This window comes from Rhizobium sp. S96, assembly GCF_030382195.1.
Classification (GTDB): Bacteria; Pseudomonadota; Alphaproteobacteria; order Rhizobiales; family Rhizobiaceae; genus Rhizobium.
In genome coordinates, this window is the sequence record NZ_JAUDRY010000002.1 from 45,105 (window position 1) to 64,054 (window position 18,950).

General features: G+C 62.6%; 18 protein-coding genes. 17 read left to right on the plus strand and 1 reads right to left on the minus strand.

From position 1 onward, the window contains the following. Positions 1–9 precede the first annotated feature (9 nt). The 6 genes from QTL94_RS00350 to QTL94_RS00375 all read left to right on the plus strand — a co-directional run bounded on the left by QTL94_RS00350 (position 10) and on the right by QTL94_RS00375 (position 7,579). Positions 10–354 carry a hypothetical protein gene (locus QTL94_RS00350; RefSeq protein WP_289800216.1) on the plus strand — a complete coding sequence of 115 codons (345 nt, stop codon included), beginning with the start codon at positions 10–12 and terminating at the stop codon, positions 352–354. Beyond that, entirely contained in the window at positions 351–869 is a 519-nt protein-coding gene (gene cobU, locus QTL94_RS00355; protein WP_289800217.1) for a bifunctional adenosylcobinamide kinase/adenosylcobinamide-phosphate guanylyltransferase, read from the plus strand. Before QTL94_RS00350 ends, cobU begins: the two co-directional genes overlap by 4 nt. 4 nt (positions 870–873) lie before the next feature. Then, the gene (gene cobW / locus QTL94_RS00360) at positions 874–1,923 is read left to right on the plus strand and encodes a cobalamin biosynthesis protein CobW (RefSeq protein WP_289800218.1); all 1,050 of its coding nucleotides are present in this window, start codon (positions 874–876) and stop codon (positions 1,921–1,923) included. A 337-nt stretch (positions 1,924–2,260) separates the two neighbouring features. Then, complete coding sequence (gene cobN / locus QTL94_RS00365) at positions 2,261–6,508, plus strand: cobaltochelatase subunit CobN (RefSeq protein ID WP_289800219.1); 4,248 nt, start codon at positions 2,261–2,263, stop codon at positions 6,506–6,508. 1 nt (position 6,509) lies between these two features. Then, on the plus strand, positions 6,510–7,154 hold the full coding sequence (gene cobO / locus QTL94_RS00370; protein WP_037178722.1) for a cob(I)yrinic acid a,c-diamide adenosyltransferase: 645 nt from the start codon (positions 6,510–6,512) through the stop codon (positions 7,152–7,154). After that, complete coding sequence (locus tag QTL94_RS00375) at positions 7,154–7,579, plus strand: EamA family transporter (protein ID WP_037178721.1); 426 nt, start codon at positions 7,154–7,156, stop codon at positions 7,577–7,579. Before cobO ends, QTL94_RS00375 begins: the two co-directional genes overlap by 1 nt. A gap of 3 nt (positions 7,580–7,582) precedes the next feature. On the opposite strand, the gene QTL94_RS00380 is transcribed toward QTL94_RS00375, so the two are convergent. Continuing rightward, the gene (locus QTL94_RS00380; protein ID WP_065694031.1) at positions 7,583–8,368 is read right to left on the minus strand and encodes a TSUP family transporter; all 786 of its coding nucleotides are present in this window, start codon (positions 8,366–8,368) and stop codon (positions 7,583–7,585) included. Between the two features lie 98 nt (positions 8,369–8,466). Here QTL94_RS00380 and QTL94_RS00385 point away from each other — a divergent pair, with 98 nt between their 5' ends. The 11 genes from QTL94_RS00385 to QTL94_RS00435 all read left to right on the plus strand — a co-directional run bounded on the left by QTL94_RS00385 (position 8,467) and on the right by QTL94_RS00435 (position 18,948). After that, positions 8,467–8,886 carry a cobalamin biosynthesis protein gene (locus QTL94_RS00385; RefSeq protein ID WP_289800220.1) on the plus strand — a complete coding sequence of 140 codons (420 nt, stop codon included), beginning with the start codon at positions 8,467–8,469 and terminating at the stop codon, positions 8,884–8,886. Between the two features lie 68 nt (positions 8,887–8,954). Continuing rightward, the gene (locus QTL94_RS00390) at positions 8,955–9,905 is read left to right on the plus strand and encodes a nucleoside hydrolase (RefSeq protein WP_289800221.1); all 951 of its coding nucleotides are present in this window, start codon (positions 8,955–8,957) and stop codon (positions 9,903–9,905) included. A gap of 179 nt (positions 9,906–10,084) precedes the next feature. Further along, positions 10,085–10,927 (plus strand): uroporphyrinogen-III C-methyltransferase, encoded by an 843-nt coding sequence (gene cobA, locus QTL94_RS00395; protein ID WP_289800222.1) that lies wholly within the window; start codon positions 10,085–10,087, stop codon positions 10,925–10,927. Beyond that, positions 10,924–12,231, plus strand: a complete 1,308-nt coding sequence (locus QTL94_RS00400) for a cobyrinic acid a,c-diamide synthase CobB (RefSeq protein WP_289800223.1) — start codon at positions 10,924–10,926, stop codon at positions 12,229–12,231. Before cobA ends, QTL94_RS00400 begins: the two co-directional genes overlap by 4 nt. Further along, positions 12,228–13,229, plus strand: a complete 1,002-nt coding sequence (gene cobD, locus QTL94_RS00405) for a threonine-phosphate decarboxylase CobD (protein ID WP_289800224.1) — start codon at positions 12,228–12,230, stop codon at positions 13,227–13,229. Before QTL94_RS00400 ends, cobD begins: the two co-directional genes overlap by 4 nt. Next, positions 13,226–14,206: an adenosylcobinamide-phosphate synthase CbiB gene (cbiB, locus tag QTL94_RS00410; protein ID WP_289800225.1), complete on the plus strand. Its 981-nt coding sequence runs from the start codon at positions 13,226–13,228 to the stop codon at positions 14,204–14,206. The genes cobD and cbiB overlap by 4 nt, the downstream gene beginning before the upstream one ends. A gap of 215 nt (positions 14,207–14,421) precedes the next feature. After that, positions 14,422–14,700 (plus strand): acyl carrier protein, encoded by a 279-nt coding sequence (locus QTL94_RS00415; protein ID WP_037061102.1) that lies wholly within the window; start codon positions 14,422–14,424, stop codon positions 14,698–14,700. A gap of 114 nt (positions 14,701–14,814) precedes the next feature. Then, a complete protein-coding gene (locus QTL94_RS00420) occupies positions 14,815–15,297 on the plus strand; it encodes a 3-hydroxyacyl-ACP dehydratase FabZ family protein (protein WP_113521175.1) in 483 nt (160 codons plus the stop codon). Then, positions 15,294–16,490, plus strand: coding sequence for a beta-ketoacyl-ACP synthase (locus QTL94_RS00425; RefSeq protein ID WP_065694023.1), 1,197 nt, complete (start codon positions 15,294–15,296; stop codon positions 16,488–16,490). Before QTL94_RS00420 ends, QTL94_RS00425 begins: the two co-directional genes overlap by 4 nt. An 11-nt stretch (positions 16,491–16,501) precedes the next feature. Further along, complete coding sequence (locus QTL94_RS00430) at positions 16,502–17,788, plus strand: beta-ketoacyl-ACP synthase (RefSeq protein WP_065694022.1); 1,287 nt, start codon at positions 16,502–16,504, stop codon at positions 17,786–17,788. A 131-nt stretch (positions 17,789–17,919) separates the two neighbouring features. Further along, positions 17,920–18,948: a zinc-binding dehydrogenase gene (locus tag QTL94_RS00435; RefSeq protein ID WP_113521174.1), complete on the plus strand. Its 1,029-nt coding sequence runs from the start codon at positions 17,920–17,922 to the stop codon at positions 18,946–18,948. Positions 18,949–18,950: the final 2 nt, after the last annotated feature.

Sequence of the window (18,950 nt, forward strand, 5' to 3'; positions counted from 1 at the left end):
GAGGTTGTCATGGCAGACAATGAGATTTTGGCGTCGGCGTCATGCCGGACGCTTGCGACGTTCGCTACACGCTTCCTTATCGCTGTGGAGGCAGGTTCCCTCATTCTTGCGGCAAAGCTTCGCTCGGATGATGTCAAAGGCAACCTGCCATCGCGCGTCCGCGCGTCGGATGACTCCTATCGGCCCGGACGATGGTCTCTCGCATCCGAGGACTTGGGCGCACAGAATTCCTATAACGTCGCCCAAGTGACGCTTGGCCACAAGAACGCGGCCCTGCGTGCGGGCAAAGTCCTTCATGAGGGCGTGCGCGTCAGGCCCCGAGCCCAATCATCGGCGAAAGCCGTCCTCGCATGACGACCGCATCCTCCACCCTCGTTCTCGGCGGCGCCCGCTCCGGCAAGTCGCGCTTTGCCGAGCAGCTCGTCATCGACAGCGGCCTCGAGCGCCACTACATCGCCACCGGCCGCGCCTGGGACGAGGAAATGCGCGCGCGGATCGACCAGCACAAGGCGGACCGCGGCGATCTCTGGACGACGCACGAGGAGCCGCTCGATCTCGCAGGCCGGCTTGCCGCGATCGACGGCGAGGGGCGGGCGTTGCTTGTCGATTGCCTGACGCTGTGGGTCACCAATCTGATGATGGATGAGCGCGACGTGGCGGCGGAATTCGCGGCACTGGCCGCCTATCTGCCGAAGGTCAAGGCACGTCTCGTCATCGTTTCCAATGAAGTCGGCCTCGGCATCGTGCCAGAGAACCGCATGGCGCGCGAGTTTCGCGACCATGCCGGACGACTGCACCAGATGATCGCGGCGATCGCCGCGGATGTATATTTTATCGCGGCGGGACTGCCGCTGAAAATGAAGGGTTGAATTGATGAACCAGCAGAAAATCCCCGCCACCGTCATCACCGGCTTCCTCGGCGCCGGTAAGACGACGATGATCCGCAACCTGTTGACCAATGCGGGCGGCAAGAAGATCGCGCTCATCATCAACGAGTTCGGCGATCTCGGCGTCGACGGCGAGGTGCTGAAGGGCTGCGGGGCGGAAAACTGCACCGAGGACGATATCATCGAGCTCACCAATGGCTGCATCTGCTGCACGGTGGCCGACGACTTCATCCCGACCATGAGCAAGCTTCTGGAGCGCGAGAACCGGCCTGACCATATCGTCATCGAAACCTCGGGCCTTGCCCTGCCGCAGCCGCTTGTCGCCGCTTTCAACTGGCCTGACATCCGCACGCAGGTGACCGTCGATGGCGTGATCACCGTGGTCGACAGCGCCGCCGTCGCCGCCGGCCGCTTCGCCGACGATCACGATGCCGTGGAAGCCCGGCGCGTCGAGGATGAGACGCTCGATCACGAAAGCCCGATCGAGGAGCTCTTCGAGGACCAGCTCACCTGCGCCGACCTGATCGTGCTCAACAAGACCGACCTCATCGACGGCGCCGGCCTTGCCCGTGTTCGCGACGAGGTCGCCTCACGCACGGCGCGCAAGCCGGCGATGATCGAGGCGAAGAATGGCGAGGTGCCGGCATCAGTGCTGCTCGGCCTCGGCATCGGCACCGAAGAGGATATCGGCAACCGCAAGTCCCATCACGAACTGGAGCATGAGGACGGCACGCCGCATGATCACGATGAGTTCGACAGCTTTGTCGTGGAGCTCGGCCCGATCGCCGATCCCTCGGCCTTTGTCGAGAGCCTGAAGGGCATCATCGCCGAGCACGACGTTCTGCGTCTCAAGGGCTTCGTCGACGTCCCCGGCAAGCCGATGCGCCTGCAGCTGCAGGCGGTCGGTAGCCGTATCGACCACTATTTCGATCGCGCCTGGGCTGCCGGCGAGACGCGCGTCACGCGGCTGGTGGTGATCGGGCTGCACGAGATGGATGAGGGCGCGGTACGCGAGGCTATCGAGGGTCTGGTTTAAGGTTTATGGTTGAGATGCGCGGTCACGTTTTTGGTTTGAGAGAAGCTGCTGGAGGCCCTTCTGGTGACGAAGGGCTGAGAGGTGAGCGGATCGCGCATTTTGAAAATCGCTCGAGTGGTGCCCAGCGGCCCCCTCATCCGCCAGCCGGCACTGACCGGGGTCGAGCCGTCGGTCTCGACCCGTCCTTCGGCCCCCCGTTGGGGAGAGGATTTTTTTTGCGGGCCGCTCGCTCCAATCTTCCCTTCTCCCCGACGGGGAGAAGGTGGCCCGAAGGGTCGGATGAGGAGGCAGCGCACGCTGCGCCTGCGACTAACATTTCCCGCAAAGACACACTGCCATGCACCTCCTACTAGCCCAGCAGGGAACGATCAGCGACGGCGAGGAGGCGATCGATCTTGGCCAGTCTCCCGGCGACATCCTGTTCCTCTCCGCCGCCGACACCGAGCTTGCGGCAGTCGCCGCCGGGCATCGCCAGCGCGGCGAGGCACGGTCGCTGCGTATCGCGAGCCTGATGAGCCTCAAGCATCCGATGTCCGTCGATGCCTATATCGAGCGTACGGCGCGGCATGCGAAACTGATCATCGTCAGGGCGCTGGGCGGCGCCAGCTACTTCCATTACGCGCTGGAGGCGCTGCATGCGGCTGCGGCGCGGCATGGGGCGCTGATCGCGGTGCTGCCGGGCGATTCGAAGCCGGACGCGGGGTTGACGCCGTTTTCGAACGTGCCGCTTGAGGATCTGAATGCGCTCTGGGCCTATCTGATCGAGGGGGGCGATGCGAATACGCATGCGTTTCTCGATTATGCCGAGGCGATGTTGTCGGGTGGTGAGAAGCCGGAGGCGGCGGCGCCGTTGATGAAGGCCGGGATCTGGTGGCCGGGGCGGGGTGTTGTTGGGGTTGAGGAGTGGCGGTTGTTGTCGGCGGGCGGGGTACCCCCCTCTGTCCTGCCGGACGGTAGGGGCGAGCCAACGGTCTCGCCCCGTCCTTCGGACCCCGCCACAAGGGGGGAGATCGACTCGTTGCGGCGGCATCGGCAAACAACAGAGATTGGAGCGAGCGGGCAAGCCCAGCCAATCTCCCCACCTGCGGGGGAGATGCCCGGCAGGGCAGAGGGGGGTATCGCGGGCGAGACGCCAGCGGCTACATCCGCCCCCATCATCGCCATCTCCTTCTACCGTGCCCTCGTACAAAGCGGCGAAACCCGACCCGTCGAAGCGCTGATCGAGGCGTTGATCGCCGAAGGCATCCGGCCGCTGCCGATCTTCGCCTACAGCCTCAAGGATCCCGTCTCCAAGGGCATCCTCGAAAGTGTCTTCGCGGCCACTAGGCCCGATGTCGTCATCAACACGACAGGCTTTGCCGTCTCGGCGCCCGGTGCGGAGCGGCAGCCGACGGTGCTGGAAGCCAGCAACGCCGTCGTGCTGCAGGCGATCTTTTCTGCTTCCTCGAAGGACGCTTGGGAAAGCTCCTCGCAAGGCCTGTCGGCGCGCGATCTCGGCATGAACGTGGCATTGCCCGAGGTCGACGGCCGAGTTCTTTCTCGCGCCGTCTCGTTCAAGTCGGCGGCACGCTATGATGCGCTGGTCGAGGCCAATATCGTTGCCAGCGAGCCGGATGCGGGGCGCATGGCTTACACGGCGCGGCTCGCCGCCAACTGGGCGCGGTTGCGGCATGCGAAGCCGGCTGAGCGGCGCGTGGCGCTTGTGATGGCGAACTATCCGAACCGCGACGGCAGGCTCGGAAACGGTGTCGGGCTGGACACGCCTGCGGGTACGATCGAAGTGCTTCAGGCGATGCGCAAGGCTGGTTATCCTGTCTGTGACATCCCTCCCGATGGCGACGCGCTGATGCGTCATATCATGGATGGGCCGACCAATTCAGGGCGGGACGGGAAGGTCATCCGCGAGGCGCTTTCCGTGAGTCGTTACAAGGATTTCCTCTCGACTCTTCCTAAAAAGATTCAGGACGAGATCGGTACCCGCTGGGGCGAGCCGGAGACCGATCCCTATGTCGTGGGCGGCGCGTTCGCGCTGCCGTTCACGCGTTTCGGCGAGGTCCTTGTCGGCATCCAGCCGGCGCGCGGCTACAATATCGATCCGAAGGAAAGTTATCATTCGCTTGATCTCGTGCCGCCGCACGGCTATCTCGCCTTCTACGCCTTCCTGCGCCATCAGTTCGATGCGCATGCGGTGATCCACATGGGCAAGCACGGCAATCTCGAATGGCTGCCGGGCAAGGCGCTGGCGCTGTCTGAGAGTTGCTACCCGGAAGCGATCCTCGGGCCGCTGCCGCATCTCTATCCCTTCATCGTCAACGATCCCGGCGAGGGAACGCAGGCCAAGCGCCGCGCCGCCGCCGTGATCATCGACCACCTGACGCCGCCTTTGACGCGGGCCGAGAGCTACGGGCCGCTGAAGGATCTCGAGGCGCTGGTCGACGAATATTACGAGGCGTCGGGCGGCGATCCTCGGCGTATCCGGCTGCTTGGAAAGCAGATCCTTGAACTGGTTGCCGATATCGGGCTCGATCAAGACGCGGGGATTGCGAAGGGGGAAAGCGAAAGCGAGGCGCTGAAGAAGCTCGACGCCTATCTGTGCGATCTCAAGGAAATGCAGATCCGGGATGGGCTGCATGTGTTTGGGGTGTCGCCTGAGGGGCGGTTGCTGACGGATCTGACGGTGGCGCTGGCGCGGGTGCCGCGTGGGCTGGGTGATGGTGGTGATCGGAGCCTGCAGCGGGCAATTGCGGGGGACGTTTTCCGGAGTGTTGGCGATGTGGTGGGGAGCTTGGCGGATGAGGTGCCCCCCTCTGTCCTGCCGCACCGTAGGGGCGAGCCGACGGTCTCGCCCCGTCCTTCGGACTCCGCCACAAGGGGGGAGATCGACACGTGGCCTGCCCCCCAACCAAACGGTGAGGAGGGAGCGAGCGGTTGTGCCCAGCCAATCTCCCCACCTGTGGGGGAGATGCCCGGCAGGGCAGAAGGGGCCGCCCCCCCCACCAACGCAGCCTTCGACCCTCTCGATTGCGATATGTCCGCCGCATGGTTCGGACCACGCCCCGACATCCTCGCGGACGTCTCGTCCGACCCGTGGCGCACCCAGGGCGACACCGTCGAGCGTATCGAGCTGCTGGCCGCCAAATTCGTGTCCGGCGAGCTCGCATGCCCTGGCGATTGGCTCGCCACCCACGCCGTCCTCCACGAGATCGAAACCCGCCTGAAGCCCGCCATTCTCGCCTGCGGCGACGCCGAGATCGAAGGCTTGCTGCGTGGCCTCGATGGCCGCTTCGTGCCTCCGGGTCCCTCCGGCGCGCCGACGCGCGGGCGGCCGGATGTGTTGCCGACGGGGCGGAATTTCTACTCCGTGGATAGCCGTGCGGTGCCGACGCCGGCGGCTTATGAGTTGGGCAAGAAATCGGCGGAGCTTCTGGTTCGCCGCTATGTGCAGGATCATGGCGAATGGCCGGTGTCCTTCGGGCTGACGGCCTGGGGTACGTCGAACATGCGCACTGGTGGCGACGATATCGCCCAGGCGCTGGCGCTGATCGGCGTCAAGCCGGTCTGGGACATGACCTCGCGGCGGGTGGCCGGCTACGAGATCATTCCGCAGGCGATGCTGAGGCGGCCGCGTGTGGATGTGACGTTGCGCATCTCGGGCTTCTTCCGCGATGCCTTTCCGGAGCAGATCGCGCTGTTCGACAAGGCGATCCGGGCCGTCGGGGCGCTGGATGAGGATGCGGAGGACAATCCGATCGCGGTACGTATGCGGGGAGAGGCGGCGCGGCTTGAGGAGGCCGGGCTCGACCTGGCGCAGGCGAAGAGGCGCGCGGGGTACCGGATTTTCGGGTCGAAACCGGGTGCTTACGGCGCCGGGCTGCAGGCGCTGATCGACGAGAAGGGCTGGGAGCGGCGCGCCGATCTGGCAGAGGCTTATCTCGTCTGGGGCAGCTATGCCTATGGCGCCGGCGAAGAGGGCCGGGCTGAACGCGGCGTGTTCGAGGAGCGGCTGCGTTCCATCCAGGCTGTCGTGCAGAACCAGGACAATCGCGAGCACGACCTGCTCGACAGCGACGACTACTACCAGTTCGAAGGCGGTATGGCGGCGGCGGCGGAGACGCTTGGCGGCAGCAGGCCGTCGATCTATCACAATGATCACTCCATGCCGGGGAAGCCTGTCATCCGCTCGCTCGAAGAGGAGATCGCCCGCGTGGTGCGCGGCCGTGTCGTCAATCCGAAGTGGATCGATGGCGTGATGCGCCATGGCTACAAGGGAGCGTTCGAGATCGCCGCCACGGTCGATTATCTCTTCGCCTTCGCGGCGACGACAGGTGCTGTCGGCAACCATCATTTCGAGGCGGTCTACCACGCCTTCGTCGTTGATCAGCGCGTGCGCGATTTCATGATTGAGAAGAACCCGCACGCTTACGACGAGATGAGAGAGAGGCTGCTGGAGGCGATCGAGCGGCGGCTATGGACGCCGCGCAGCAATTCGGCGCGGTTCGATCTCGCTGCCACAGACAACACACGCGACAGATCAGGCGGTGCCGACACCGCCGACCGATTGAAGATTGCATCCGGGGAATACTGACATGACTGAGGAAACCACCGAGACCACGACGGAGGCCACTGGCCACGACGACGCCCGCCACAGCGAGAAGATGGCCAAGAAGAAGGCTGCGCGCGACAAGATCATGGCGACGAAGACGGGCGAGAAGGGCCTGATCATCGTCCATACCGGCAAGGGCAAGGGCAAGTCGTCCTCGGCATTCGGGATGATCTTCCGCCATATCGCGCATGGCAAGCCATCCGCCGTGGTGCAGTTCATCAAGGGCGCGATGTGGACGGGCGAGCGTGACCTGATCGAGAAGCATTTTTCCGATGTCTGCCAGTTCCACACGATGGGCGAGGGTTTTACCTGGGAAACGCAGGACCGCGCGCGTGACGTCGCTGCCGCCGGTGCTGCCTGGGAGAAGGCAAAGGAGCTGATCCGCGACGAGCGAAACTCGATGGTGCTGCTCGATGAAATCAACATCGCGCTGCGCTACGATTACATCGATATCAACGAGGTCGTTGAGTTCCTGAAGACGGAAAAGCCCTATATGACTCACGTCGTTCTCACCGGGCGCAATGCCAAGGATGAGCTGATCGAGATTGCCGACCTGGTGACGGAGATGGAGCTGATCAAGCATCCGTTCCGCTCGGGCATCAAAGGGCAGGCTGGCGTGGAGTTCTGATGACGCAAAGCTGGGTTTTCTGGGCCGTTCTGTCGGCAGCGTTTGCGGCGCTGACTGCGATCTTCGCGAAGATCGGCGTGGCCGGCGTCAATTCCGATTTCGCCACGCTCATCCGCACCGTCGTCATTCTTGTCATCATCAGCGCCATCGTACTGGCGAGCGGGCAGTGGCAGCCCTTCTCCAGCATCTCGTCGAAGACCTGGCTTTTTCTCTGCCTATCAGGGGCTGCGACGGGCGCGTCGTGGCTCGCCTATTTCCGCGCCTTGAAGATCGGCGATGCCGCGCGCGTTGCCCCGATCGACAAGCTGTCGATCGTCCTCGTCGCCATCTTCGGCGTCGTCTTCCTCGGCGAAAAGCTCAACATGATGAACTGGCTCGGTGTCAGCCTGATTGCCGGAGGAGCGCTGCTTCTCGCGTTGTTCTGAGGCTCAGACGCCCAGCCAGACGCGCAGCGGGTTCAGCGGATCGGCCATCAGCTTGATCGCGAAAGCCACGCAAACAATCACAAGGAGCGGCTTGATCAGGCGGGCGCCGGTTCGCATGGCCAGCCGCGAGCCAAGCTGTGCGCCAAGAAACTGGCACACGCCCATGATGAGTCCGATCTTCCAAAGCGTTGCGCCGAACGATACGAAGACGACAAGCGCGCCGATGTTGGAGCCAAAGTTCAGCATCTTCGTATGCGCCGTCGCCTTCAGCATGCCGAAGCCGGCTAGCGACACGAAGGAGAGCATGAAGAACGAGCCGGTGCCGGGGCCGAATACGCCGTCGTAGAAGCCAATCGCGGGAACGAGCGTGGCGCCGAAGACGAACGGGCTCATGCGGCGGTGCTTGTCAACGTCATTGAGGTTCGGCTTGAGGGCGAAGTAGAGCGCAATCGCGACCAGCAGCACCGGCATGATCGCGCGCAGAACATCTCCAGGAACGATCGTTGCTAGCGCAGCGCCAAGAGCTCCACCGGCTACGGCCATTAGGGCCATCGGCAGCTGCTCGCGCAATTTGACGTGGCCCTTGCGAGCATAGGCGACCGTGGCCGATGCCGAGCCGAATACGGCTTGTACCTTGTTGGTGCCGAGCGTTTGCAGCGGCGGGATGCCGGCAATAAGCATGGCCGGAACGGTGATCAGGCCGCCGCCGCCGGCGATGGAATCGACAAAACCGGCGAGGAATCCGGCTGCGGCGAGGAGGAAAAGCAGATGGGGGGCAAGGTCTGACAAGGCGGGTACTCTGGGATGCGTGTTTGCGGCGCATGTTGCATTTCCCTTTCGGGGCTGCAATGGCTTGTGCGACACAGGAGCCGGCAATCGCATCGCTTATGAGTAAGATTGAATTCGACAACAGTCGCAGATACGCGGTCGGGATCGGTTGCGAACGGGCGGCATCGGTGGACGAGGTTCATGAGCTTGTCGCGGCCGCGTTGGCAGAGGCCGGCGTTGCCGCCGAGGAACTGGCTGTGGTCGCTTCGATCGATATGCGCGCCGAGGAGCCTGCGATCCTGACTGTGGCGGAACGCTTTTCGGTGCCGGTGCTGTTTTTCCCGGCGGAGGCGCTCGAAGCTGAGACGCCACGGATCAAGAATCCCTCCGATATCGTCTTTGCCCGCGTCGGCTGCCATGGCGTCGCCGAATCGGCAGCACTTGCGGCGATTGGCCCGCTTGGCGAACTGCTGCTTCCGAAGACAAAATCCCGCCGAGCCACCGTCGCGATCGCGCAGATGCCGTTGCAGAAACAATAGCGGACGCTATGGTGGCGCCTTTCGCGGCGCCGTCCGGCTGCCTGCGGCAATAACGAAAAGGAACATTCATGCACAAGGTCATTTATGACACGGATCCGGGCGTCGACGATGCAATGGCACTTCTCTTCCTGCACCGGCACCCAGAGATCGATCTGATCGGCATAACGACCGTCTTCGGCAATGCCTCGATCGAGACGACCACGCGCAATGCGCTGTTCCTGAAGCGTGAATGGAATATTTCGGCACCTGTTTCCAAGGGTGCTAGCGTCACCATCAACCCGTCGCGCAAGGAAGGCGCCTGGCCAACCTTCGTGCATGGCGACGATGGTCTCGGCAATATCGACGTACCGGAAACGGTCGATGTGCCGCTCGATCCGCGCCCGGCCTACAAGTTCATCATCGAGACGGTTCGTGCGAACCCGGGTGAGGTAACGCTGGTCGCGGTCGGTCGCATGACCAATCTTGCCCTGGCTTTGAAGGAAGACCCCGAGATTGCCGGGCTCGTGAAGAGCGTCGTCATCATGGGCGGCAACTTCTATGTCCCTGGCAACGTCACACCGGTGGCTGAAGCCAATATTCACGGCGATCCCGAAGCCGCCGATATCGTCATGACGGCGCCATGGAAAGTCGTCGTCATCGGTCTCGACGTGACCTCGATCACGACGATGAGCCGCGGATATCTTGGCGACATAGCAGCTAGGGGCGACAAGGCGGTGAAGCTGCTGAACGACCTGTCACAGTTCTATATCGATTTCTACAAGCATGCCGTTGACGATGGTATGATGGTTCATGACAGCTGCGCCTGCGTTTATGTCGTTGCCCCGGAACTGTTTACCTCGATCAGCGGCGCGGTTCGCGTGGTGTGCGGAGGCATTGCCGACGGCCAGACGATCGTAAAGCCGGACGGTCGTCACTTCCCGCCAGGCGATTGGGACGGCTTGCCGAGCCAGATCGTCTGCACGGGTATCAGCTCGCAACAGGTCATCGATCTCATCGGTGACACGCTGCTCAGGGCCTGATCGGCGCGACCACGGAAGGTAGGCGCAAACGTATTGGCGAGTCTGTTCAGTCGTTTGCGCCAAGATCTTCATGTCTTGAATCCGGTTGTTTCGATGTCGATTCGATGCGGCAGCGACAGATCGGATTCATCGCGTCTCGCAGCGTTGACCTAGCCACCCTCCGGGCATAGATCATCTCCATGATTGAAGCTGTGTTTTCCCATCTTCCGGCGCTTGAGCCGGGCAGTGTCTGGCTTGTCGGCGCTGGCCCGGGCGAGGCCGGCTTGCTGACGCTTCTCGCCGTTCGAGGGCTGATGGAAGCAGATGTCGTCGTTCACGACGCATTGGTGGATGCGGACTGTCTCAAGCTGGCGCGGGAAGGGGCCACGCTGGAATATGCCGGCAAGCGCGGGGGAAAGCCCTCCGCCAAGCAGCGCGATATTTCGCTCCGTCTTGTCGAACTCGCGCAGTCGGGAAAGCGTGTGCTGCGCCTCAAGGGGGGCGATCCCTTCGTGTTCGGCCGCGGCGGTGAAGAGGCGTTGACGCTTGTCGAACACAATATCCCGTTTCGCATTGTTCCCGGGGTCAGCGCAGGGATTGGTGGGCTGGCCTATGCCGGCATCCCCGTGACCCATCGCGACCTCAATCATGCCGTGACATTTCTGACTGGCCATAGCTCTTCCGGTCTGGTTCCCGATGCCATAAACTGGGACGCGATCGCCAAAGGGTCGCCCGTGATTGTCATGTATATGGCGATGAAGCATATCAGGGAGATCAGCGCGAAGCTGATTGCCGGTGGTCGGTCACCGTCCGAGCCGGTCGCCTTCGTCTGCAACGCGACGACGCGCGGTCAGAAGGTTCTGGAGACCACGCTCGGCGAGGCGCCGGTGGCGGCACTCGAGTCGGGCCTCGAACCTCCGGCGATCGTGGTCGTCGGCGAGGTGGTTCGGCTGAGGGAGTCTCTTGATTGGTTGGGTGCGCTCGCAGGGCGTCGCCTGCGTCCCGATCCATTTCGGCATTCGAGCAGCAAGGAGACAGCATGAGTGGTCTGTTGATTGCGGCCCCGTCCTCCGGATCAGGCAAGACGACGGTTACCCTTGGGCTTCTCCGGGCGTTGCGACGGCGGGACGTGGAGATCGCGCCGGGCAAAGCGGGGCCGGACTATATCGACCCTGCCTTTCATGCGGCGGCGAGCGGCGTCGCGTGCCTCAACTTCGATCCCTGGGCGATGCGTCCCGAATTGATCGCGGCGAATGCGACGCTGCATCGCTCCGGCGACCGGTTGCTGGTGATCGAGGCCATGATGGGCCTTTTCGACGGCGCCGCCGATGGAAAGGGGACCGCCGCCGATCTTGCGGCGATGCTGGGCCTTTCGGTCATCCTCGTCGTCGATGCCTCGCATATGTCGCAATCTGTTGCGGCGCTGGTGGCGGGATTTGCTGGCTTTCGCGCCGATGTGCGGATCGCCGGCGTCATTCTCAACAAGGTTGGCGGCGAACGTCATGAAATGATGCTTCGCCAGGCGCTGGATGCCATCCGGATGCCGATCATCGCGGTTGTCCGACGCGACAACGAGATCGCTTTGCCGGAACGTCATCTCGGCCTCGTGCAGGCCGGCGAGCATCAGACGCTGGAAAACTTCATCGAGCACGCGGCTGACGCGGTCTCGGAAGAGTGCAATTTCGAATTCCTGCTCCGCGTCGCGCGGCAGGGTCTCAACAGGCCATCGACAGCAAATATCGCCCGGTTGCCGCCGCTCGGCAGCCGGATCGCCGTTGCCCGCGACATCGCCTTTGCCTTTTCCTACGAGCATATGCTTCTCGGCTGGCGCCGTCGCGGCGCCGATATCGTGTTCTTTTCGCCGCTGGCGGACGAGGCGCCCGACAGGACTGCGGATGCCATCTATCTTCCCGGTGGATATCCAGAGCTGCATGCCGGCAAGATTGCCGCGGCTCAGACGTTTCGTGCGGCGATGCGCCAGGCCGCGGAGAGCGGCGTGCGCATCTATGGCGAATGCGGTGGCTATATGGTTCTGGGTGATGGTCTGATCGACGGCGTCGGGGAAAGACACCCAATGCTTGGACTGCTGCCGCTGGTCACGAGCTATGAAGATCGCAAGCGTCATCTTGGTTATCGCCGCGTGTCGCCGCTGGACGGCTCTTTCTTCGAGAGGCCAATGACCGCGCATGAATTTCACTATTCGACCGTCGTTTCCGAAGGCGATGCCGATCGGCTGTTTCAGGTGACGGATGCGCTGAATAACGATCTCGGTGCTGCCGGGATGCAGCGTGCCCAGGTGGCGGGATCCTACATGCATCTGATTGACCTCGCGGGGGACGTTGCGTGAATGCGCCGATAGTTCACGGCGGCGGCATCACCGCCGCAGCGGCGCTCTACGGCGGCCGCCCGCAGGATTGGCTGGACCTATCGACCGGCATAAGCCCTCATCCGGCCGCGTTGCCGGACATTCCGCCGCGCGCATGGCATCGGCTCCCGGATGCGCATCTGGTCGATGAAGCCCGCGAGGCCGCGCGAGATTATTATCGCAGTGGCGATATCCAGCCGCTTCCCGTTCCCGGCACGCAGTCGGCGATCCAGCTGTTGCCGCGATTGCTGATGGGCCAAGTGCGCATTGCGATCCTTGGGCCGACCTATGGAGAGTACGAGCGCGCTTTCAGGTCGGGTGGGTATGATGTCGATATCCTCGATGACATCGGCAGCATTGACGACCGTCATGCCCTCGTGGTCGTCGTCAATCCCAATAATCCGGATGGCCGGATCGTTCCTGCCGAAGCCCTGGTTGCGCTCAGCGAGCGCATGGCGGCGAGGGGCGGGATCCTCGTCGTCGATGAAGCCTTCGGCGACACGGTGCCTGACACTAGCATCGTACCGCAGGTATCGCGGTTGCCGAACGTGATCGTCTTCCGCTCCTTCGGAAAGTTCTTCGGCCTTGCCGGGCTGCGCTTGGGCTTTGTGGTGGCATCGCGCCGGATCCTCGATCAGTTCGAGAATTGGCTGGGGCCGTGGGCCGTCTCTGGCCCGGCGCTTACGATTGCGACATCGCTGCTGCGCGCGGACACCGCGCCGATCCGCCGTGCCATAGAGGAGAGGGGTGCGGCGCTCCGCGCTGTCCTCGAAGCAAGCGATCTTCGTATCTGCGGCGGAACTGCCTTGTTTTCGCTGGTGGATCATGCCGAGGCCGATGCGCTGCATGCGCATCTGTGCCGACATCGAATTCTGGTCCGCAAGTTCGACTATGCGCCCCGGTGGCTGCGGTTCGGGGTTGCCCCCGATGTTGCGAGCGACGGTCGGCTTGGCGAGGCCCTTCAGAGTTTCAACGGATGACGATCGAACTGAACTTTCTCGTGCTGGTGCTTGCCCTTCTGCTCGATCGGATCGTCGGGGATCCGCAGCTTCTATGGGCCCGCCTGCCGCATCCTGTCGTGCTTTTCGGTCGAGCGATCTCCGCCTTGGATGCGCTGTTCAACCGCCCCGATCTGATGAAGCACAAGCGCCGCAGAAACGGTGCGTGGGCGATCGCCGCTCTCCTTGCCCTCAGCGTGGTCGCCGGCTTGATACTACACTGGTTCTTTGCCCTCTTCGGTCTTGCCGGTATTCTCCTCGAAGTCGTCTGCGTGACGATTTTCCTGGCGCAGAAGAGCTTGGCGGATCATGTGGAAGCGGTCGCCGGCGGACTGAAGACCGGCGGTATCCGGGGTGGCCGGGCCGCGGTCTCCATGATCGTCGGGCGTGACCCCGAAACGCTGGACGAACCGGCCGTCTGCCGTGCTGCGATCGAAAGTCTTGCGGAGAACTTCTCGGATGGCGTCGTGGCGCCGGCACTATGGTATGCCATCTTCGGACTGCCGGGGCTGCTGGCCTACAAGATGCTGAACACGGCCGACTCGATGATCGGTCATAAGTCCGAGAAATATGTCGACTTCGGATGGGCTTCGGCCCGCCTCGATGACCTGGCAAACTGGCCGGCCGCACGATTGTCGATTGCGCTGATTGCAGCCGGTGCCTGGTTGCGACGTGGGAGCGCTGCCTGCCGCGAAGCGTTTCGCATAGCCATTCGCGATGGGGGGCTGCATCGCTCGCCCAATTCAGGGCGGCCGGAGGCGGCGATGGCAGGCGCGCTGAATGTGCAATTGGCCGGCCCACGCGTCTATGCCGGCGTTGTCGTCATGGAGCCGATGATCAATGGTTCCGGACGCGAGACGGCGACGGCGGAAGATATAGAAGACGCGGTGGCTGTCTTCTATGCGAGTTGCTCTGTCCTGACGGGCTTGGTGCTCGCTCTCTTCGTTTTTCTGCTTTAGGCGCTTTCACGAGGACTTCGCGAATAATCGAAACCTCCTCACGAATTGGCTCCACGGCAATCCGGCTAAGTGGATCGTCCTCTGCAACGCTTGGTGTCCATGCTGTTTCAGCAACACTGATGTGGCAAATTATGCCTCCAAAGAGACGAAGGCATTGGCTTTTGAAATGGATTTGCCTATGAGGGGGATCAAATATCATCTCAAGAGGTACAGGCGTGACCGCTACATTCGATAAAGTTGCCGACATCATTGCAGAGACGAGCGAGATTGATCGCGACACAATCACGCCGGAAAGCCATACGATCGACGACCTCGGTATCGACAGCCTCGACTTCCTCGATATCGTCTTCGCGATCGATAAGGAATTCGGCATCAAGATCCCGCTCGAAAAGTGGACGCAGGAAGTCAATGAAGGCAAGGTTTCCACGGAAGAATATTTCGTGCTGAAGAACCTCTGTGCCAAGATTGACGAGCTGCGCGCCGCCAAGGCCTGATCGGTATAGCCATCTTTTTCTCCGCCCTGCTGCCATTACCCATGGCGGCCGGGCGGTTTTGTTCCTAAGTAGGCCTAGCCGACTGGCATTCTGCCTATCCGGCCGGAGGATCCGATGCTCCTGGAATACTTCCAGATGATTGACCGCATCGAGGCGGTCGACCTTCAGAAAGGAACGCTCAAGGCGCGTTCCGTCGTGCCGGCGAAGAGCCCGGTATTTGAAGGTCACTTTCCCGGTATGCCGCTGGTTCCCGGCGTGCTCCTGATCGAAACCATGGCCCAGGCATCAGGCATGCTGGTGCTCGCGGCAACGAATTTCGCCGCGATGCCGTTCCTGATGTCGGTCGATGGCGCCAAGATGCGCACGTTTGTCGAACCCGAGGCGGTTCTCGATATCGAGGCGTTTTTGGAGCACGACGGCTCGGGATTTGCCGTTACCAAGGCCAAGATCACCAGCGATGGCAAGAAGGTCTGCGATGCGCAATTGAAACTGCGCACCATGCCGTTCAGCGAAGTGCCGCTGGGAGATATCGTGAAGAAGCGCGCCGGTGAGGTAGGGCTGATGGATGCGATCGCTGCGCAAGGAGTGAATGGATGAGCAAGGCTCAGAATGATGTCGTGATCACCGGCATCGGCATCGTAACGTGCCAGGGCGTCGGCAAGGAGCCGCATATTGCGCTGCTCAACGCTGCCGAGGCGCCTGCGCCAATCGTCGAAACAGAGAAATTCAAGCCGTATCCGGTACATCCGCTGCCGGAGGTCGACTGGTCGCTGCAGATCGCCAAGCGCGGTGACCAGCGTCAGATGGAAAACTGGCAGCGCATCGGTGTCTTTGCGGCCGGTCTGGCGCTTGATGACGCGGGTCTCAAGGACGACGCGGACGCTTGCGGGACGATGGACATGATCGTGGCCGCCGGCGGTGGCGAGCGGGATATCAACGTTGATACCCTGATCGTCGACGAGGGTTTGAAGCGCAACGATCGTGAGGTCCTGCTCAACGAAAAGCTGACGACCGAACTGCGCCCGACCCTGTTCCTGGCGCAGCTTTCGAACCTGCTTGCTGGCAACATTTCCATTGTCCACAAGGTGACCGGTTCTTCCCGCACTTTCATGGGCGAAGAGGCGGCCGGCATTTCCGCCGTCGAGACTGCTTTCTACCGTATCAAGTCCGGCGAATCTTCGCATGCGCTGGTCGGTGGCGCCTTTTCGGCCGAGCGGCTCGACATGGTGCTGCTGTTCGAGGCTATCAATGCGCATTCGCGTGGCGAATGGCAGCCGCTCTGGTCGCGTGACGAGGGTGGTATCGTTTCCGGTTCGCTGGGCGCTTTCCTCGTACTGGAATCGCGCGCGCATGCCGAGGCGCGGGGCGCGCACGTTTATGCAACGGTCTCCTCGATCGAGGGCGATCGCGGCAACCGCAATGCCGGCAACTTTGAAAAGCGCCTGGAGCGCCTTCTTCAGCCGGCCGACGGACTGGCGCCTGCGAGCATGGCGATCTTCTCCGGCTCGACCGGCATGCCGGATCTGGCGCAACGCGAGAAAGCCGTGCTGGAACGTCAGTTTCCCGGCGCTGCCGTTCGCGGCTTCGGCGGCGTAACAGGCCACGGGCTCGAAGCGCATTTCACGCTCGGCCTGGCGCTGGCGGCTCTTGCCGTCGATAGCAAGGCCAAGGTTCCGCCTTTCGATGCGGCTCATGAAAAGGCTATGACATCAGGTACAACGGCGGCGATCGTGACCACGGTCGGCCACCAGCGCGGCGAGGGCGTCGCGGTTCTGTCCGCGGAAGCGTGAGGATTAGGCAAATGACGGATTCGGCTTACAAGGATCATCTCGGCCGCCCCATCGTCGCAGTGACGGGTGTCGGCATCATCACCTCGCTCGGCCAGGGGCTGAAGGACAACTGGGCGGCGCTGACGTCAGGCAAGTCGGGGATCCACGAGATCAACCGTTTTCCGACGGACGGTCTGTCGACGCGGATCGCCGGCACGGTCGATTTCATCGATATTCCAACGCCCAACGCCGTCGAACGGTCCTATGCGTTTGCGCGCGAAACCACGATCGAAGCGCTTGCTGACGCCGATATTTCCGGCGATTTCAACGGCCCGCTGTTCCTGGCGGCCCCGCCGATCGAGCCGGAATGGAGCGCACGCTTCGAACTCGCGGATCGTTCGCCGCCGGCTGACCATCCCGGCGACGCCTATGAGCGTTTCCTTGCCGCCATGCGCCAGCGTCCGGACGCGGTGTTCCACGAAGCGGCTCTGTTCGGTGCGATTTCCGAGCGCCTTGCGGATCGTTTCGGAACGCGTGGTTTGCCGGTGACGCTGTCGACGGCCTGTGCGTCGGGTGCAACGGCGATCCAGCTCGGTATCGAGGCTATTCGCCAGGGGCGCGCCAACCGCGCGCTGGCAGTTGCCACGGATGGATCGGTTGGCGCCGAAGCGCTGATCCGCTTCTCCCTGCTTTCCGCACTGTCGACGCAGAACGATCCGCCGACCAAGGCATCGAAGCCTTTCAGCAAGGATCGCGACGGCTTCGTCATCGCCGAAGGTGCTGCAACCCTCGTGCTGGAATCTCTGGAATCCGCGATCGCTCGTGGCGCCAAGGTGCTCGGTATCATGAAGGGTGCCGGCGAAAAGGCCGACTCCTTCCACCGCACGCGTTCGTCGCCGGATGGTGGTCCTGCGATCGCAACGATCCGCGCGGCTCTGGCGGATGCCGGCATGGATGAGAGCGGTATCGGCTACATCAATGCCCACGGCACCTCGACGCCTGAAAACGACAAGATGGAATATAGCTCCATGCTGTCGGTATTCGGTGACCGGCTGGCCTCCATCCCGTTGTCGTCGAACAAGTCGATGATCGGCCACACCTTGACGGCAGCCGGTGCGGTCGAGGCGGTGTTCTCGCTGCAGACGATGCTGACCGGCACGCTGCCGCCGACGATCAACTACAACAACCCGGACCCGACAATCGTTCTTGATGTCGTGCCGAACAAGAAGCGCGATGGACGGGTTGATGCCGTTCTTTCGAACTCCTTTGGCTTCGGCGGCCAGAACGCCAGTCTTGTCATGGCGGTGGAACCGGCTTAATCGGTTCCGACAAATATTCGAGACGATAACCCGATTGCTGCGTCCGCACCCCGACAGGGTGTGCAGGACGCGGTGACATTCATAAACTGCGCATAGGCCATGACGCCGGTGCGCCCGCGAAGGATTTTGCCATGCGCGCTTTGCAACTGATTGATGATCGCAAGCTGGAAATCACCGATCTGCCGGAACCGGAAGCACCGGGCGCCGGCGAGGTGACGTTGCGGGTCAAGGCGGTCGCGCTGAACCACATCGACGTTTGGGGCTGGCGCGGCATGGCCTTTGCCAAGCGCAAGATGCCTTTGGTGATCGGCGCTGAAGCATCGGGCGTGGTCGAGTCCATCGGACCGGGCGTTGCCAATGTGCTGCCGGGCCAGCTCGTTTCGATCTACGGCGCACGCACCTGCGGTCTCTGCCGCCCCTGCCGCGAAGGTCGCGATAATCTTTGCGAACATGTTGGCGGTGTTCATGGCTTCCATCTGGATGGCTTTGCGCAGGAGAAGGTCAATCTGCCGGCCCGCCTGCTGGTACCGGCGCCTCCCGGTGTCGATGCGGTTGCCGCGGCCGTGGCGCCCGTGACCTTCGGCACGGTCGAGCACATGTTGTTCGACAACGCCAAGCTCGAGCCGGGCGAGACCATTCTCATTCATGCCGGCGGCTCCGGCATCGGTTCGGCGGCAATCCAGCTTGCCAAGAAGATCGGCTGCACCGTCATCACGACGGTCGGTTCCGACGACAAGATCGAGAAAGCCAAGGCACTTGGCGCCGATCACGTCATCAACTACCGCACCGACCGCTTCGAAGGCGTCGTGCGCAAGCTGACCAAGAAGAAGGGCGTCGACGTGGTTTTCGAGCATGTCGGCAAGGATACCTGGGCGGCATCGATGTTCTGCCTTAAGCGTGGCGGCCGGCTTGTGACCTGTGGTTCAACGTCCGGCGTGTCGACCGAAATGAACCTGATGATGCTGTTCCAGCAGCAGCTGAAGCTGCTTGGCTCGTTCGGCTGCCGCATGGAGAACATGGCGGATGCCATGCAGAAGATGGCGCGTGGTCTTGTCCATCCGGTAATCGACACGGAAGTCGGCTTCAACGAGATTGACAAGGCTCTGGAGCGGATGGAATCGCGCCAGATCTTCGGCAAGATCATCCTGAAGATGGATTGAGC

What these genes read in the sequence shown, in the direction of transcription:
- QTL94_RS00350 (WP_289800216.1), top strand. Translation starts at nt 10, where the DNA reads ATGGCAGACAATGAGATTTTGGCGTCGGCGTCATGCCGGACGCTTGCG.
- cobU (WP_289800217.1), top strand. Translation starts at nt 351, where the DNA reads ATGACGACCGCATCCTCCACCCTCGTTCTCGGCGGCGCCCGCTCCGGC.
- cobW (WP_289800218.1), top strand. Translation starts at nt 874, where the DNA reads ATGAACCAGCAGAAAATCCCCGCCACCGTCATCACCGGCTTCCTCGGC.
- cobN (WP_289800219.1), top strand. Translation starts at nt 2,261, where the DNA reads ATGCACCTCCTACTAGCCCAGCAGGGAACGATCAGCGACGGCGAGGAG.
- cobO (WP_037178722.1), top strand. Translation starts at nt 6,510, where the DNA reads ATGACTGAGGAAACCACCGAGACCACGACGGAGGCCACTGGCCACGAC.
- QTL94_RS00375 (WP_037178721.1), top strand. Translation starts at nt 7,154, where the DNA reads ATGACGCAAAGCTGGGTTTTCTGGGCCGTTCTGTCGGCAGCGTTTGCG.
- QTL94_RS00385 (WP_289800220.1), top strand. Translation starts at nt 8,467, where the DNA reads ATGAGTAAGATTGAATTCGACAACAGTCGCAGATACGCGGTCGGGATC.
- QTL94_RS00390 (WP_289800221.1), top strand. Translation starts at nt 8,955, where the DNA reads ATGCACAAGGTCATTTATGACACGGATCCGGGCGTCGACGATGCAATG.
- cobA (WP_289800222.1), top strand. Translation starts at nt 10,085, where the DNA reads ATGATTGAAGCTGTGTTTTCCCATCTTCCGGCGCTTGAGCCGGGCAGT.
- QTL94_RS00400 (WP_289800223.1), top strand. Translation starts at nt 10,924, where the DNA reads ATGAGTGGTCTGTTGATTGCGGCCCCGTCCTCCGGATCAGGCAAGACG.
- cbiB (WP_289800225.1), top strand. Translation starts at nt 13,226, where the DNA reads ATGACGATCGAACTGAACTTTCTCGTGCTGGTGCTTGCCCTTCTGCTC.
- QTL94_RS00420 (WP_113521175.1), top strand. Translation starts at nt 14,815, where the DNA reads ATGCTCCTGGAATACTTCCAGATGATTGACCGCATCGAGGCGGTCGAC.
- QTL94_RS00425 (WP_065694023.1), top strand. Translation starts at nt 15,294, where the DNA reads ATGAGCAAGGCTCAGAATGATGTCGTGATCACCGGCATCGGCATCGTA.
- QTL94_RS00430 (WP_065694022.1), top strand. Translation starts at nt 16,502, where the DNA reads ATGACGGATTCGGCTTACAAGGATCATCTCGGCCGCCCCATCGTCGCA.
- QTL94_RS00435 (WP_113521174.1), top strand. Translation starts at nt 17,920, where the DNA reads ATGCGCGCTTTGCAACTGATTGATGATCGCAAGCTGGAAATCACCGAT.